The following is a 14,610-nucleotide window of genomic DNA, read 5'->3' as shown; positions in this document are numbered from 1 at the left end:
ATCGCGTCGACGCGGGCCAGCTCGTTGGTGGTGATCTCGCTCATGGTGTTCTCCTCAGTGGTGATGACGGGTGTGACGAATTGCGGAACCGGCAGCGAAAGCGCCGGTCACATCCAGTTCGGGACGTCCGAGTTGGCGGCCTGCGGAGCCGACAGCGCCTCGGTGCCGTACTCGGTGGCGTCCAGACCCTCCAGCGCCTCGACGATCGCGTCGACACGGGCCAGCTCGTTGGTGGTGATCTCGCTCATGGATTTCCTGCTCTCGGTGGTGTCCTGGTCGCGGTTTCCGCTTTCTGCGTCGACCGCTTCTGACATCCCCAAGCTTCGTCGCGGTCCGGCTCCGGAAACAGCCACGTCATTTCGGGACGGCTTTTCCGTTACCGGGAACACGTGACCTTGCCGCGCCGCCGGAACGGCCGTCCGCAGCCGCCGATCCGACAGGCCGTCAAGTAGCCTGACCTGCAAGAACAGCAGCCCGGTGACCCGGGGAGCCGCGTGGAGGGCAGCGTGGGAGTTTTGGGCAGCGGCGGGAGCGCCGAGGCGGTGCGGGGGTTGGCGGACACCGACATGGCCGTCTACGGCTGGGTGCTCGAACACCGTCGGGCCGATGCCTCGGCGATCGCCACCGCCACCGGGATGAGCCCGGAGGAGGCCGTGCGCAGTACGGAGCGCCTGCTGGCGGCCCGGCTGCTCCACACGGTCCCGGACGACCCCCAGCTGGTCTTCGCGGTGTCGCCCGAGACCGCGACGGCCCAGCTGGCCGCCCCGGTGGAGGCCGAGATCCGCCGGCAGCAGGACAGCCTCGCCGAGATCCGCCGCGAGCTGGACCGCTTCTCCGCCCGCTACCACCGCAGCCACCCGCCGGCCGGGATGATCGAGGTGCTCGAGAACGTCCAGGACGTGCGCAGCACCCTCAACCAGGCCTCGGACCGCTGCCGTCACGAGGTGCTCAGCAGCCAGCCCGGCGGCGGGGCGCGGGTCCCGGCGGCGATGGAGGAGGCGCTGGCCCGGGACCGGGCCATGCTGGAGCGCGGCATCCGGCTGCGCACGCTCTACCACCACACCGCGCGCTTCAACGGGCCGAGCCAGGCCTACGTCGCCGAGGCCTCGGCCCTGGGAGGCAGTTACCGGACCGCGCACGAGCTGTTCGGGCGGCTGATCGTCTTCGACCGCGAGCTCGCCTTCCTCCCCGTCCAGGACGGCAGTTGGGGGGCCGTCGTGATTCGCGAGCAGTCCACCGTCGGTTACCTGTGCGAGGTCTTCGAGCAGACGTGGGACCGGGCCACCCCGTTCGTGGACGCCGCCACCCAGGGGCTGGAGGAGGTCTCCCGGGAGATCGACCGGACGATCCTGCGGCTGCTCGCCGAGGGCCACAAGGACGAGACGATCGCCCGCCGCCTGGGCATGTCGCTGCGCACGGCCCGCCGCCACATCGCCGACATCATGGAGGAGGTGGGGGCGGCCAGCCGCTTCCAGGCGGGCGTCCGGGCCGCTGCCCTGGGCCTGCTCGGCCCCGAGGTCCAGGACCTCCCGGCCGTGCCGTGACCCGCCGCCGGTCACCGGCATCACGTGAACACGCGAGCGTGTTCACGTGACTGGTCCGGCCCGGCGCTCCTCGGCATGCTTGGCCGGGCGGGGCGGGTCCGCCCCGCGGGCGACGGCGGAGGGGGCGACGGTGCGGGGCGAGCCATCGGGGGACGGCCCGGACCCGCCCCACCTGCGGGAGTTGGCGCAGTTCCTGTCCGTCCACCTCCACCGGGCACCGGGCGTGCTGTGGCCCGAGCACGACCATCCGGTCCTGGCGGCGGCGCCCTGCCCGGAGGCTCCGGCCCGGCTGGCCGCCGGGCTCGCCCGCCGGACGGGACTGCCGGCCAGGCCCGGCACCGCCCTCCGGCAGGGCCCGAACCGGGGCGACGACGGCGCCGGGGGCGGACAGCACGAGGCGCCCGCTCATCTGATCGTCCATCAGACGGCGGGCGCCGGGGTGTGGCACCTGAGCCGCGGCAGCGGCCCGGACGCCGAATCCTTCCGCTACCGGCTCAGGACCGGTGAGGTCCTCTACGCACCGGCGGGCTGGGCGTACCGGGTGGACCTGACGGCACGCGCGCGCTTCGTCGCCACCCTCATCGAGGACGCGGGTCACCCGCCCCACGAGGTGTCGCCGCCGTCGAGCTTGGCGTGATCACCGGTCGTGCCGCCCGTGAACAGGGTGGGGTCCCAGGTGACGGGCGACGCGCTCGCGACGACGGCCGGGGCCGGGCCCGCACCGGCCGCGAGGAGCTGGACGGGAAGGGCGGCCGCAGCGGCGACGAGGACGGTCAGGGCAAGACGCTTGAGCATGGTTCCCCCACGAAGCGGTGGTACGGCCTGCGGTGTCAGCAGCCCGCACACCTGGTCTGTTGTGCTTTCGACAACCATGGCCCACTCCGACCGGATCCACAGGAGTGATGCCCCTCACCAACGTGCGTGGCCGCAAAATGAAGGGGAGACGTTCCGGGACAATCCGGGCCTAAGCATCCGATGCCCTTCGGCACGCCACTCCTGGCACACCCGGAGCGGTGACCGCACGGGTCAGCGCGGGCGCCGCGGCAGGGCGCAGGCCGGGGTGCCGCCCGGGAGGCTGTGGCGGTGGTCCGCCACCCAGCGGTAGAGCGCGGCGGCGAGCGGCCGTACCGGAGCCAGCGTCAACACCGCGCCCAGGTAGGCCCAGGCCCCGCCGGACCGCATCAGCAGCCGCGCCGCGGCCTGTGCCCCGCCGTACACGTCCCCCACCGGCGTCACCCAGAGGATCTCCCGCTCGGCCCGCTCCCGGGTGACCAGCCCCCGCCCGCCGGCCAGGGCGTCCAGCCCCGCCAGGTCGGCGAACTGGAACGGCACCGCCTCCCAGTTCGCCGAGGACAGGCTCGCCCTCAGGTACCGCTCGGCGAACTGCGCGCTGCTGGTGCAGAACCCGCAGTCCCCGTCGTAGACCAGCACCGGATCGACCGTCCGCGTCTCGCTCATGGCACCGATCCTGCACCATCCCGCCCCCGGAGGATCGGCGCCGCTCGAAACTGGGCACGATCACTCCACGCCCCGTCCGCACGACGGGAAGTGACGGCGGTTCAGACGATCAAGCACGCGGGGTGCCGGTCGCACGGTAACCTGCCGCTGACAAGGGGAGGAGGGGAGGCCGCCGTGACCAAGCTGGACATGACCCCGGGCGCGCAGATACCCCGTACGGACGTCGGACCACAGACCGCGGTCACCCAGCTGCTCTCCTCGGTGGCCTACCGGGACGGTGACGTCACCGAGCTGGAGAAGCTGGCCGGAGTCTCCGTCAAGGGGGGCAAGAACCGCCTGTTCCGGCCCAGCGTCGGCGAGGCGTACGCCAAGGCCGTGATCGCCCGTACGCTCGGCGCCGGGCGGAACCCGCTGGTGCCGTCCTTCGGCACCGACACCCGGATGGTGGTCGAGCACTGCCTGGCCGCCGAGGAGCTGCGCGACGCCCGCGACCGCCAACTGCTGGTGATCACCCTGCTCACCGGTGTGCTCTTCCTGCCGGGCACCCTGATCTGGCTCGCGGTCTTCTACGGCCGGGACTGGCTCAAGCGCAACAGCCCGGCCAACCGCCTGGGCGTCTACAACGCCCTGCTGGTGCTGGCCGCGGCAGGCCTCGCCCTGCTGCTCGCGCTGCGCCCGCCGGTGGGCGGCCCGTTCTCGCTGTACTTCCGGGTGGTGATGCTGGCCCCGGTGCTCGGCTGGTACCTGGCCAAGCGCCTGGTGCTGCGCTCCACGATCGAGCTGCGCAACCGCTGGGGCGGCCTGGTGGAGGGCAGTGCGCTGGCCGCCACCGTGCCCAAGGCGGTGCCGCGGGACGACCTGGACAAGAAGGCCACCGACCTGCGCGCCTCGCTGGAGCGGCTGACGGTGGAGCAGGAGACCAACGTCCACCACTACGCCGGCGGCAAGGGCATCCTGGGCGCGGGCATGCGGTGGGGCGACTGGCAGGTGGTCGAGGAGCTGCGCCCGCTGGAGGGCCAGCCGGACTTCCGCGCCTTCCACCCCTGGGACCTCAGCCGGAAGATCAGCGCCCGGCTGGGCGGCCTGACCCAGAGCGAGGTCGGCGGCGGCGCCATGCCGCACATGGCGGTGCAGCAGTGGCTGGTGGTGGACGTGCCCGAGGGCGCCGACGAGATCGGCCGCCCCTCCGGGCCGGACATGGACGGCTACCGGATGCGTGACTTCGCGCTCCAGACGATCGCCAACCGGCAGAGCCTCGGCACCGACAGCCGCCACCGCACCATCGTCCAACTGGTGCTCCACAAGGGGCAGTTGGTCACCACCGTGGTCATCGGTGTGACGGTGATGAGCAACACCCTGCGGGTCTCGGTCTCCGGCCACACGCTCGGCCCGCTCAACGGGCTGTTCGGCGCCAAGCCGAAGGCCAAGGAGCGCAAGGTCGCCAAGACCGGCAAGTTCTGGGAGGAGCGCACCGTCATCGACCCGCTGGTCGACAACGACGAGGTGGTCCGGCAGGCGGTCCGCGCCCCGTTCGTGAAGATCCCCGCCCTGCTGGCCTGGCTCGGCGGCGGCATCGGCCTGCCGGAGCCGTTCTCGCTCCGCGGCTCCTGGGCCGAGTCGCCCTGGACCAGCCGGTTCAAGGCGGACGACGCGATCTTCAGCGCCGCCCCCGTGGTGAACGCGGTGCTGGCCGCCACCGTCGAGTTCCTGGACGAGCACGACGTGGACTCCAGCCGTCTCGCCAACCGCGGCGGCATCCTCAAGTCCGAACTGCAGGGCAGCCGCCCGTTCAAGGCCGACCGCTACGACGCGGGCTGAGTGAACGACGGAGGGGCCGTACCCGGTGCACCGGGTACGGCCCCTCCGTCATCTGCTCAGCCCTGCGGCCACACCTCGGCGAGCATCTTCCGGGTGTCGGCGAGCAGTTGGGGCAGCACCTTGGTGTGCCCCACCACCGGCATGAAGTTGGTGTCCCCGCCCCAGCGCGGCACCACGTGCTGGTGCAGGTGGGCGGCGATCCCGGCGCCGGCCGCGGCTCCCTGGTTCATCCCGATGTTGAAGCCGTGCGCCCCCGAGGCGGTGCGCAGGGCCGTCATGGCGCGCTTGGTGTAGTCGGCCAGCTCGGCCGTCTCCTCCGCGTCCAGGTCGGTGTAGTCCGCCACGTGCCGGTACGGCACCACCATCAGGTGCCCGCCGTTGTACGGGTACAGGTTGAGCACCGCGAAGACCGCGCTGCCCCGGGCGATCACCAGCCCGTCCTCGTCGCTGAGCGAGGGGATCGAGCAGAACGGACAACCGTCGTCCGGTGCGGGCCCGGTGGGCTTGTTCTCTCCCTGGATGTACGCCATCCGATGAGGCGTCCACAGGCGCCGGAATCCATCCGGTTCGCCCACACCCCGCTGCAGTTCCGGCTCACTCGTCATGCTGATCAGCATATTCGCCAGGGCGCCCGGGGAAAGCAGTCCGGGGCGGACTCTCTCGAAGAGAGACCGCCCCGGAGCGTACGAACCGTCAGACCTGGACCCGGCTGCGGACCGCCTCGACGATCTCGGCCACCGCCTCGGCCACCGGGACACCGTTCTTCTGCTCGCCGTTGCGGTAGCGGAAGGAGACCGCGCCGGCCTCGACGTCGTCGTTGCCCGCGATCAGCATGAACGGGACCTTGGACTTCTGGGCGGTGCGGATCTTCTTCTGCATCCGGTCGTCCGAGGCGTCCACCTCGACCCGGATGCCCTGCTTCTTCAGCTCGGCGGCCACCTCGCGCAGGTACGGGATGTGCTCGTCGGTGATCGGGATGCCGACCACGGTGACCGGGGCCAGCCACGGCGGCATGGCGCCGGCGTAGTGCTCCAGCAGCACCGCGAAGAAGCGCTCGATCGAGCCGAACAGCGCACGGTGGATCATGACCGGACGCTGGCGGTTGCCGTCCGAGCCCTGGAACTCCAGCTCGAACCGCTGCGGCAGCTGGAAGTCGACCTGGATGGTGGACATCTGCCAGGTGCGGCCGATCGCGTCCCGGGCCTGCACCGAGATCTTCGGGCCGTAGAAGGCGGCACCGGCCGGGTCGAGGACGAGCTCCAGGCCCTGCTTCTCGGCGGCGGCCCGCAGGGTCTCGGTGGCCTCCTCCCAGTCCTCGTCCGAACCGATGAACTTCTCCGGGTCCTTGGTGGACAGCTCCAGGTAGAAGTCGTTCAGCCCGTAGTCGCGCAGCAGGTCGAGCACGAAGGTCAGCAGCGAGTCCAGCTCGTCCGCCATCTGCTCGCGGGTGCAGTAGATGTGCGCGTCGTCCTGGGTGAAGCCGCGGGCCCGGGTCAGGCCGTGCACCACGCCGGACTTCTCGTACCGGTAGACGGTGCCGAACTCGAAGAGCCGCAGCGGCAGTTCACGGTAGGAGCGGCCGCGCGAGCGGTAGATCAGGTTGTGCATCGGGCAGTTCATCGGCTTCAGGTAGTAGTCGATGTCGCCGTCGAGCTTCATGGGCGGGTACATCCCGTCCGCGTACCAGTCGAGGTGACCGGAGAGCTCGAAGAGCGTGCCCTTGGTGGCGTGCGGGGAGTAGACGAACTCGTAGTCCGCCTCCTCGTGGCGCTTGCGCGAGTAGTCCTCCATGACCCGGCGCATGATGCCGCCCTTGGGGTGGAAGACGGCCAGGCCGGAGCCGATCTCCTCCGGGATGGAGAACAGGTCGAGCTCGGCGCCGAGCTTGCGGTGGTCGCGCTTGGCGGCCTCCTCGAGGAAGTCGAGGTGGGCCTTGAGCTCGTCCTTGGTCGGCCAGGCGGTGCCGTAGATGCGCTGCAGCATCGGGTTCTTCTCGCTGCCGCGCCAGTAGGCGGCCGCGTTGCGCATCAGCTTGAACGCCGGGATGTGCCGGGTGCTCGGCAGGTGCGGGCCGCGGCAGAGGTCGCCCCAGCACAGGTCGCCGGTCTTGGCGTCCAGGTTGTCGTAGATGGTCAGCTCGCCGCCGCCCACCTCGACCGAGGCGCCCTCGCCGGCGGTGGCGGCGGAGCCCTTGAGGCCGATCAGCTCGAGCTTGTACGGCTCGGCGGCCAGCTCCTCGGTGGCGGCCTCGTCGGTGACCACGCGGCGGGAGAACTTCTGCCCGCGCTTGATGATCTCCTGCATCTTCTTCTCGATGGCCTTGAGGTCATCGGGGTGGAACGGCTTCTCGACGTCGAAGTCGTAGTAGAAGCCGTCCTTGACCGGCGGGCCGATGCCGAGCTTGGCCTCCGGGAAGAGCTGCTGCACGGCCTGCGCCATCACGTGCGCGGTGGAGTGGCGCAGGATGTCCAGGCCGTCCGGGCTGGAGATGACGACGGGCTCGACCTCGTCGCCGTCCTGGACCTGGTAGGCCAGGTCCTTGAGCGCACCGGCGACCCGGGCGGCGATCACGGCGCGGTCGTCGGCGAAGAGCTCGGCGGCCGTGGTGCCCGTGGTCACCACGCGCTCTTCCCGATCGGGTTCGCGGTTGATGATGATCCGGACGTCGGTCACCGGTCTCTCCTGACCTCTGGGTACCGCAGCACCCTGCTGCGCGAGTCCGATGGTACCGAGATCACGAGCCGCGCCGCGCACCCGCACCTCCTTGCCGGACAGGTGTGCGCCCGTCGCTGGATTGAGGGGGCGTCAACTGCGGTATCACCTGGGCAGAACGCGGCCGTGCCCGGCGCGCCACTGGTCCTCGGTGGCGCGCCGGGCGCCGCCAGGTGGGGATCGGGGGCTCGTCATGCCGCACACCCAGCCCTGGTACCAGGGCCCGCTCGCCTCTTTCGACACCGAGACCACCGGCGTGGACGTCGAGACCGACCGCATCGTCTCGGCGGCGCTGGTGCTCCAGACCGCGCCCGGCACACCCGTCCGGACGCTCTCCTGGCTGGCCGACCCGGGGGTGCCCATCCCCGAGGGCGCACAGGCCGTGCACGGCATCACCGACCAGCGGGCCCGCGACTTCGGCCGCCCGCCCCGGGTGGTGGTCGCCGAGATCGCCCGCGCGCTGGCCGAACAGGCCCACCGCCACGTGCCCTTGGTGGTGATGAACGCGCCCTACGACCTCACCCTGCTCGACCGCGAGCTGCGCCGGCACCGGGCCAGCACGCTCGCCGACAGCCTGGGCGGGAACGAACTGCTGGTGCTGGACCCGCGGGTGATGGACAAGTACGCCGACCGCTACCGCAAGGGCCGGCGCACCCTCACCGACCTGTGCGCGCACTACGGGGTCACCCTGACCGGCGCCCACGACGCGGCGGCCGACGCCACCGCCGCCCTGGAACTGACCCGCGCCCTGGGCCTGCGCTTCCGGGTCCCGCTCGGCTCGCTCACCCCGGCCGAGCTGCACCTGCGCCAGGCGGTCTGGCACGCCGCCCAGGCCCGGGGCCTGCAGCACTGGTTCGACCGCTCCGGCTCCCCGGAGCAGGTCGACTTCTCCTGGCCGCTGCGCCCGGCCCGCTGCGCCTGCGGCGGCCGGCCCTACCCCGAGCACGACTGCGGCGTCGCCGCCTGACCGTCCCGGGAAACGCCGCAGGCCCCGACCGAACTACCGGTCAGGGCCTGCGTGTTACTCGGTGGGCGATACTGGGATCGAACCAGTGACCCCTTCGGTGTGAACGAAGTGCTCTCCCGCTGAGCTAATCGCCCGGGCAACGAGATGAACAGTAGCACCCCGCGGGCGCCCCTGGCCAATTCCCTTCCGCACGGCCCCTCCCGACGGTCCCCCAGTTCCCGTACCGGCCACGGACCCTGACGCGGAATCAGCTCGACATCAGCTCGACGGGACGGAACTCCTCCGGAAACGACAGAAGACCCCGGCCAATTAATTGGCCGGGGTCTTCCCGCATTCCGGTGGGCGATACTGGGATCGAACCAGTGACCCCTTCGGTGTGAACGAAGTGCTCTCCCGCTGAGCTAATCGCCCGGGTGCAGGGAAAACATTACCGCATCCGGAGGGGTGCTCCGAACACCCCTCCGCGCTCCCCCGCTCCCCCCGCGGACGGCGCCCCGGTCAGGCGTTGATCTTCCACGGCATGACCAACCCGTACTTCCACAGGTACCAGCCGCCCAGCCCGGCGATGATCACCAGGCCGATGCTCGTCAGGATGATGTTGCGGCGGCGGACCTTGGGGTCCAGCGCCTTCTGCGCCGCCTCGGTGACCTTGCGCTTGGTCCACCGCAGCACCAGCTGGGCCCAGACGAACTCGGTCGCCCAGATGCCCATGCCCAGGAAGATGACCACCCAGCCCGGACCGGGCAGCGGCAGCATCGCGATGCCGAGCAGCACCACCGCGAGGCCGACCAGGAAGACCGCCACCTGCCAGCTGAGGTGGAGCGGCCGGGAACGCCGGATGAAGTGCGGTGCCTTGGAGCCGAGGCCCTCGTCGGCCGCCGGGCCGGCCTGGGAGCCCTCGGGCTCCGGATTGTCGTTTCGTACAGCCATGCCGCGAAAACTACCGGAGCGGCCGCCCGGTTCCCGGGCCAGGAGGGCTCCGTAGCGATTCTGCAATGCGCCGGAAGGGGTACGAGTCGGACCGGAATCGGGACAGACGGGTTTACACCGGGCTTTCAGGTGGGATGGTCCGTTCGCCGACGTGCGATTCCCCGAGCGCACACTGAGCGAAAGGCCCTGGCGCTTATGAACACCACGGTCAGCTGCGAGCTGCACCTGCGCCTCATCGTGTCCAGCGAGTCGTCACTGCCCGTCCCCGCGGGCCTGCGCTACGACACTGCCGACCCCTATGCCGTGCACGCGACCTTCCACACGGGTGCCGACGAGACCGTGGAGTGGGTGTTCGCCCGCGACCTCCTCGCGGAGGGGCTGCACCGACCCACAGGTACCGGAGACGTCCGGGTGTGGCCCTCGCGGAGCCACGGTCAGGGGGTGGTCTGCATCGCCCTGAGTTCTCCGGAAGGAGAAGCCCTGCTGGAAGCCCCGGCCCGAGCGCTCGAGTCCTTCCTCAAGCGCACCGATGCCGCCGTGCCACCCGGCACCGAACACCGTCACTTCGACCTCGACCGGGAGCTGTCCCACATCCTCGCCGAGAGCTGACCGCTCCGGCACGGGTACGTCCCGCCACCGCGTCCGTCCTACTCGGGGGCACGGTCGCACTCTCCGCCGCGCAGCGGCGGCCGTCAGGGCCGGGCCCCGGCGCGCTCCCACCGGAGCGCGCCGGGGCCCTCGCCCTTTCCGGGTACGGCTCGTGGTGACGGCCCGTGCCGGTAGAGTCGCGGGAACGACCGACGCGGGGCCCACGAAGCCCCCGCCGCGCGAGGAGCCTCACGTGCTGATCACCCATGACACCGAATGCGCGCTGGGCATTCTGGTCGAGCTGCTCAACACCTCCCCCGACGCCTGCGGCAGCGAACAGCTCCCGGACCTGGCGGCGCTGCACTCCTTCGTGGCCCGCCGGGAGATCAGCGAGGTGGACTCGCTCACCCAGGACGACCTCGACGCCGTGCGGCGGCTCCGCGGCCGGCTGCGCGAGGTGTTCTCGGCCGGCTCCACCGACGAGGCCGCCGAGCTGGTCAACGCGGTGGTCGCGGCCGCCGGCACCACGCCCCGGCTGGTCAACCACGACCACCACGGCTGGCACATCCACTACTTCGCCCCGCACGCCGCGATCGGCGACCACCTGGCGGCCGAGCTCGGCATGGCGCTGGCCTTCATCGTGATGGCCGGCGAGCGGGAGCGGCTGCGCCGCTGCGAGGCGCCGGACTGCGCCCGGGTCTTCGTCGACCTCTCCCGCAACCGCTCCCGCCGCTACTGCGACAGCCGCACCTGCGGCAACCGCCTCCACGTCGCCGCCTACCGCGCCCGCCAGCGCTCCGCCGAGGCGGTCCCGGCGGGCTGAGGCGGGGAGGGGTGGAAGACTTGGCCCCATGACCGATGCTCCCCTCCCGCGGCTCGAGTTCTGGGCCGACCTCCAGTGCCCCGACTGCCGCACCGCCCTGACCGACCTCCACTCCCTGCGCGAGAGTTACGGCGAGGCCCTCGCCGTCGAGCTCCGGCACTTCCCGCTGGAGAAGAACAAGCACGCCTACGCCGCCGCCCAGGCCGCCGAGGAGGCCTTCGCCCAGGGCCGGGGGTGGGAGTTCACCGAGGCGCTGCTGCAGCGCTGCGACGACCTCGCCAAGGCCAAGAACGGCGAGGAGTTCCTGGTGGCGCTGGCCGGTGAGCTCGGGCTGGACGCCGAGGAGATGGACGTCGCGCTGATCGACGGCCGGCACACCCTGGTGGTCGACGCCGACCAGGCCGAGGGCAAGGCGATCGGCATCACCGGCGTCCCGACCTACCTGATCGCCGGTCAGCGCCTGGACGGCGGCAAGAGCCAGGACGGGCTGCGCGAGCGGATCGTCGGGATCCTGGACGCCGCGAAGGCCTCCTGACCCGGCGGCCGCTCAGAGCAGCGTCTTGCCGAGCACCCGGCGGGTCAGCCGGTAGCCCAGCGACTCGTAGAGCCGGATGGCCACCGTGTTGGAGCTGAACACGTTGAGCCCCAGGTCGGCCACCCCGGCGGCCAGGCACTCCCGCTCGGCGAGCCGCATCAGGGTGCGGCCGTGGCCCTCGCCCCGGTGCTCCTCGGCGACCTCCACCGTCATCACCCAGGCCAGCGGGGACCCGTCCGGCAGGGCGCTCTGACGCAGCGTCAGCCAGAGCGTGCCCAGCACGGTGCCCTGCGCGTCCACCAGTTCGCGCAGGGCCGTGCCGGGGGTGGCGTGGCCCTGGAGGAGCAGCTGCCGGTGGTCGGCGTCGGCCTTCTCCCTGGCCTCCTGCTCGGCCAGGCCGGAGCCGGTGAGGTGGCTGACGTAGCCCTCCTTGGCCCGGGCCAGCCAGTCCTCGAAGCGGTCCGGGCCGATCGGACGGACCGTCAGGCCCGCCGGGAGCCCGGGGGCGCGGCCGAGGTGCTTGGCCATGTTCCGCATCCGCTCGCTGTACCCGAGCAGCCGGGCCAGCCCGAGGGCGGCCTCGTTCCCCGCCGGGACGGTGACGTCCACCCGGCTGCACCCCCAGCCCCGCAGCACCTCCTCGGCGGCCAGCGAGCCGACCGTGGCACGGCCCCGGCGCAGGCCCTCGGTGACCTCCAACTCCGAGACGGTGCCCCAGCGTTGCTCGCCGTAGGGGGTGGCCGTGGTACGCAGCGAACCGACCGGGCGGCCGTTCACGCAGATCAGCCAGCGCCGGGTGCGGCCGCCGTCCGGACGGAGTTCCTCGGGGCTCTCGGGGCGCAGGGTGGTGGTCATGGGGTGTCCATTCCCCGTCCCGGCCCGGCTGATCCGTCCCGGGGAATCACGGGTCGAGGTCGTCCGCGGCGCGCTCGGCGAACTGGCGCATCGCCTTCAGGGTGACGGGGCCCGGGGCGCCCAGCTCCCGGTCGTCGATCCGGGCGATGGCCTGCACGTCGCGCAGGGTGGAGGTGAGGAAGGCCTCCTCGGCCTCGGCCAGCACCTCGAAGGGGAGGTCGGCCTCCTCGGCGCCGGTCCAGTCGATGACCAGCTGCCGGGTGATGCCGGCCAGGCAGCCGGAGGCGAGCGGCGGGGTGAGCAGCCGGCCGCCGAGCACCACGAAGATGTTGGAGCCGGTGCCCTCGCAGAGCCGCCCGGCGGTGTTGGCGAAGATCGCCTCGGAGGCCCCGGCCCGGTGGGCGGCGGCCAGGGCGACCACGTTCTCGCCGTAGGAGGTGGTCTTCAGGCCGGTGAGCGCGCCGTGCTCGTTGCGCCGCCACGGGACGGTCTTCACCGCGGTGGTGTCGGGGCGGGGCTTGGCGGTGCCGATCGCGATCACCAGGGTGGGCGGGGCGTCGCCGCGCTCGGAGCCCAGCGGGGCCAGGCCGCCGGTGTAGGTGATCCGCAGCCGGCCGAGCTCCATCGGGTTGGCGGCCAGCACCTCGCGCACGCCCTCGCGGACCACGGCGTGGTCGGGGGCGGGCAGGCCGAGGCCCTCGGCGGAGCGGCTGAGCCGGTCGAGGTGGCGGGTGAGGGCGAAGACCTTCCCGTCCACCGCCTTGGCGGTCTCGAAGACGCCGTCGCCGACGGTCAGCCCGTGGTCGAGCACGGAGACGGTGGCGCTGTTCTCGTCGACCAGGCGGTCGTTGACCCAGATCATCAGGTGTCGCTCCTAGGGGCCGGCTACTCGGTGCCCGAGGCTATCGCGACCAGGCGGGCCGCCTTGAGCTCGGTCTCGTCCCACTCCCGCTCCGGATCGGAGCCCCAGGTGATGCCGGCGCCGGTGCCGAAGTGCAGCACCGGGCGGTCCGCCTCGCTCCGGTCGATCCAGAACGTCCGGATGCCGACGGCGAGTTCGGCCTCGCCCCGGTCGGCGTCCACCCAGCCGACGGCGCCGCAGTAGGGGCCGCGCGGGGCGGTCTCCAGGGCCTCGATGATCCGCAGCGCGCTGCTCTTGGGAGCGCCGGTGACCGAGCCGGGCGGGAAGGTGGCCCCGAACAGCTCGGCCCAGCCGGCCCCTTCGCGCAGCTCGCCCTCCACGGTGGAGACCAGGTGCACCAGGCCGGGGTGCTTCTCCACCACGCAGAGGTCGGGCACGGTGACGCTGCCGGTGGCGCAGACCCGGCCGAGGTCGTTGCGGACCAGGTCCACGATCATCACGTTCTCGGCGTGGTCCTTCTCCAGCAGGTCGTGCTCGGTGCGGCCGGTGCCCTTGATCGGCCCGGAGGAGACGGTGCGGCCCCGGCGGCGCAGGTAGAGCTCGGGCGAGGCGGTGGCGATCTCGACCCCGTGCGCGGGCAGGCGGATCGTTCCGGCATGGGGGGCGGGGTTGCCGTGCGCGAGCAGTCCGGTGAGCGCGTCGATGTCGCTGCGCTCCGGATCGGGCAGCGGCGCGGTCATCACCCGGCAGAGGTTGGCCTGGTAGACCTCGCCGGCCGCGATGTGTTCGCGGATGCGGCGCACGCCCGCGGTGTAGGCGTCCCGGTCGAGCGAGCTGTGCCAGCTCCCGGGGTCGGGCCCGAGCCACCCCTCGGTGCGCGGCGGGGCCGGGTCGGGGCGGACGGAGTCGAAGCGGGCGCAGGTGAGGCGCCCCTCGAAGTCGTACGCCACCGCCCAGTACCCCTCGCCCTCGAGGGCGGCCGGGTCGGAGGTGACGTCGCGCAGGCCGGTCGCCAGCCGGCCGGCGAACCTCGCCATGGGGGTCGGGCTGGTGCGGGGGGTGGTGCGGCCGGACACGGTGCTCCTGCGCGGTGAGGGTGGTGCGGGGGTGCTTCGAAGTGTAGGTCGGCGGGGGTGCCCGGCGTCGGGTCGCGAGGGCCCGGCGGCGGGCCCGGGGACCTGACGAGGTGCCAGCTCGGAGGGGCCTCGGAGGGCACCCCGTCGGCACGCTGCGGGAACGGAATTTGAGCTGGCCCAGGAATCCGCTAAAGTTCAACACGTCGCCGGGAAACGGAGCCGCAGGAAAGCGGTGAAGGGCCCCGAGGACAGGCGGACGTGGCTCAGTTGGTAGAGCATCACCTTGCCAAGGTGAGGGTCGCGAGTTCGAATCTCGTCGTCCGCTCGACGGAGAACAGGGTAAGATCGTTCTCCGCGGTTGCCTGGTGGAGTGGCCGAGAGGCGAGGCAACGGCCTGCAAAGCCGTGTACACGGGTTCAAATCCCGTCTCCACCTCCATGAG

The 14,610-nt window shown here is 71.9% G+C and carries 16 protein-coding genes and 4 tRNA genes; 9 read left to right on the top strand and 11 right to left on the bottom strand.

Translation table 11 applies throughout. The features are described from left to right. Positions 1–107 precede the first annotated feature (107 nt). Complete coding sequence (locus ACIA8O_RS21710) at positions 108–248, bottom strand: hypothetical protein (protein ID WP_396295556.1); 141 nt, start codon at positions 246–248, stop codon at positions 108–110. A gap of 258 nt (positions 249–506) precedes the next feature. Between ACIA8O_RS21710 and ACIA8O_RS21705 the strand changes: the two genes are divergently transcribed. Together ACIA8O_RS21705 and ACIA8O_RS21700 are read left to right on the top strand one after the other, a co-directional pair. Next, positions 507–1,544 (top strand): LuxR C-terminal-related transcriptional regulator, encoded by a 1,038-nt coding sequence (locus tag ACIA8O_RS21705; protein WP_396295555.1) that lies wholly within the window; start codon positions 507–509, stop codon positions 1,542–1,544. Positions 1,545–1,674: 130 nt separating this feature from the next. After that, positions 1,675–2,181, top strand: a complete 507-nt coding sequence (locus tag ACIA8O_RS21700) for a hypothetical protein (RefSeq protein ID WP_396295554.1) — start codon at positions 1,675–1,677, stop codon at positions 2,179–2,181. On the opposite strand, the gene ACIA8O_RS21695 is transcribed toward ACIA8O_RS21700, so the two are convergent. Beyond that, positions 2,139–2,339 carry a hypothetical protein gene (locus ACIA8O_RS21695; RefSeq protein WP_396295553.1) on the bottom strand — a complete coding sequence of 67 codons (201 nt, stop codon included), beginning with the start codon at positions 2,337–2,339 and terminating at the stop codon, positions 2,139–2,141. The two genes, ACIA8O_RS21700 and ACIA8O_RS21695, sit on opposite strands and share 43 nt — an antisense overlap. A gap of 231 nt (positions 2,340–2,570) precedes the next feature. After that, positions 2,571–3,002, bottom strand: coding sequence for a thiol-disulfide oxidoreductase DCC family protein (locus ACIA8O_RS21690; protein WP_396295552.1), 432 nt, complete (start codon positions 3,000–3,002; stop codon positions 2,571–2,573). A 174-nt stretch (positions 3,003–3,176) separates the two neighbouring features. On the opposite strand from ACIA8O_RS21690, the gene ACIA8O_RS21685 reads away from it, so the two are divergent. Next, positions 3,177–4,820: a hypothetical protein gene (locus tag ACIA8O_RS21685; RefSeq protein WP_396295551.1), complete on the top strand. Its 1,644-nt coding sequence runs from the start codon at positions 3,177–3,179 to the stop codon at positions 4,818–4,820. A 56-nt stretch (positions 4,821–4,876) separates the two neighbouring features. Here ACIA8O_RS21685 and ACIA8O_RS21680 read toward each other — a convergent pair whose 3' ends face one another. Next, entirely contained in the window at positions 4,877–5,437 is a 561-nt protein-coding gene (locus ACIA8O_RS21680) for an HIT family protein (protein WP_396295550.1), read from the bottom strand. Between the two features lie 76 nt (positions 5,438–5,513). Beyond that, positions 5,514–7,493, bottom strand: coding sequence for a threonine--tRNA ligase (gene thrS, locus ACIA8O_RS21675; RefSeq protein ID WP_396295549.1), 1,980 nt, complete (start codon positions 7,491–7,493; stop codon positions 5,514–5,516). Between the two features lie 232 nt (positions 7,494–7,725). On the opposite strand from thrS, the gene ACIA8O_RS21670 reads away from it, so the two are divergent. Continuing rightward, complete coding sequence (locus ACIA8O_RS21670) at positions 7,726–8,499, top strand: 3'-5' exonuclease (RefSeq protein ID WP_396295548.1); 774 nt, start codon at positions 7,726–7,728, stop codon at positions 8,497–8,499. A 62-nt stretch (positions 8,500–8,561) separates the two neighbouring features. Here ACIA8O_RS21670 and ACIA8O_RS21665 read toward each other — a convergent pair. The 3 genes from ACIA8O_RS21665 to ACIA8O_RS21655 all read right to left on the bottom strand — a co-directional run bounded on the left by ACIA8O_RS21665 (position 8,562) and on the right by ACIA8O_RS21655 (position 9,429). Beyond that, positions 8,562–8,633: transfer RNA gene (locus tag ACIA8O_RS21665), tRNA-Val, on the bottom strand. A 205-nt stretch (positions 8,634–8,838) separates the two neighbouring features. Continuing rightward, a tRNA-Val gene (locus ACIA8O_RS21660) sits at positions 8,839–8,910 on the bottom strand. A gap of 87 nt (positions 8,911–8,997) precedes the next feature. Beyond that, positions 8,998–9,429 (bottom strand): TIGR02611 family protein, encoded by a 432-nt coding sequence (locus ACIA8O_RS21655; protein ID WP_396295547.1) that lies wholly within the window; start codon positions 9,427–9,429, stop codon positions 8,998–9,000. Between the two features lie 195 nt (positions 9,430–9,624). On the opposite strand from ACIA8O_RS21655, the gene ACIA8O_RS21650 reads away from it, so the two are divergent. From ACIA8O_RS21650 to ACIA8O_RS21640, 3 genes are all read left to right on the top strand, one after another. Beyond that, a complete protein-coding gene (locus ACIA8O_RS21650) occupies positions 9,625–10,038 on the top strand; it encodes an SsgA family sporulation/cell division regulator (RefSeq protein WP_030056266.1) in 414 nt (137 codons plus the stop codon). Between the two features lie 232 nt (positions 10,039–10,270). Then, positions 10,271–10,840, top strand: coding sequence for a CGNR zinc finger domain-containing protein (locus ACIA8O_RS21645; RefSeq protein ID WP_396295546.1), 570 nt, complete (start codon positions 10,271–10,273; stop codon positions 10,838–10,840). A 28-nt stretch (positions 10,841–10,868) separates the two neighbouring features. Next, positions 10,869–11,375, top strand: coding sequence for a DsbA family protein (locus ACIA8O_RS21640; RefSeq protein ID WP_396295545.1), 507 nt, complete (start codon positions 10,869–10,871; stop codon positions 11,373–11,375). Positions 11,376–11,387: 12 nt separating this feature from the next. Here ACIA8O_RS21640 and ACIA8O_RS21635 read toward each other — a convergent pair whose 3' ends face one another. The 3 genes from ACIA8O_RS21635 to ACIA8O_RS21625 are packed head-to-tail and all read right to left on the bottom strand — an operon-like array spanning position 11,388 to position 14,129. Then, entirely contained in the window at positions 11,388–12,230 is an 843-nt protein-coding gene (locus ACIA8O_RS21635; RefSeq protein ID WP_396295544.1) for a GNAT family N-acetyltransferase, read from the bottom strand. Positions 12,231–12,276: 46 nt separating this feature from the next. Beyond that, the gene (locus tag ACIA8O_RS21630) at positions 12,277–13,095 is read right to left on the bottom strand and encodes an aminotransferase class IV (RefSeq protein WP_396295740.1); all 819 of its coding nucleotides are present in this window, start codon (positions 13,093–13,095) and stop codon (positions 12,277–12,279) included. A gap of 20 nt (positions 13,096–13,115) precedes the next feature. After that, positions 13,116–14,129: a chorismate-binding protein gene (locus ACIA8O_RS21625; protein ID WP_396295543.1), complete on the bottom strand. Its 1,014-nt coding sequence runs from the start codon at positions 14,127–14,129 to the stop codon at positions 13,116–13,118. 291 nt (positions 14,130–14,420) lie between these two features. Here ACIA8O_RS21625 and ACIA8O_RS21620 point away from each other — a divergent pair. Together ACIA8O_RS21620 and ACIA8O_RS21615 are read left to right on the top strand one after the other, a co-directional pair. After that, positions 14,421–14,493: transfer RNA gene (locus ACIA8O_RS21620), tRNA-Gly, on the top strand. Positions 14,494–14,532: 39 nt separating this feature from the next. Then, a tRNA-Cys gene (locus ACIA8O_RS21615) sits at positions 14,533–14,606 on the top strand. Positions 14,607–14,610: the final 4 nt, after the last annotated feature.

The sequence above is a fragment of the Kitasatospora sp. NPDC051853 genome (genome assembly GCF_044452665.1).
Taxonomy (GTDB): Bacteria; Actinomycetota; Actinomycetes; order Streptomycetales; family Streptomycetaceae; genus Kitasatospora.
The sequence above is the reverse complement of the archived record's forward strand: the minus strand, read 5'-3'. Positions and strand labels throughout refer to the sequence as shown.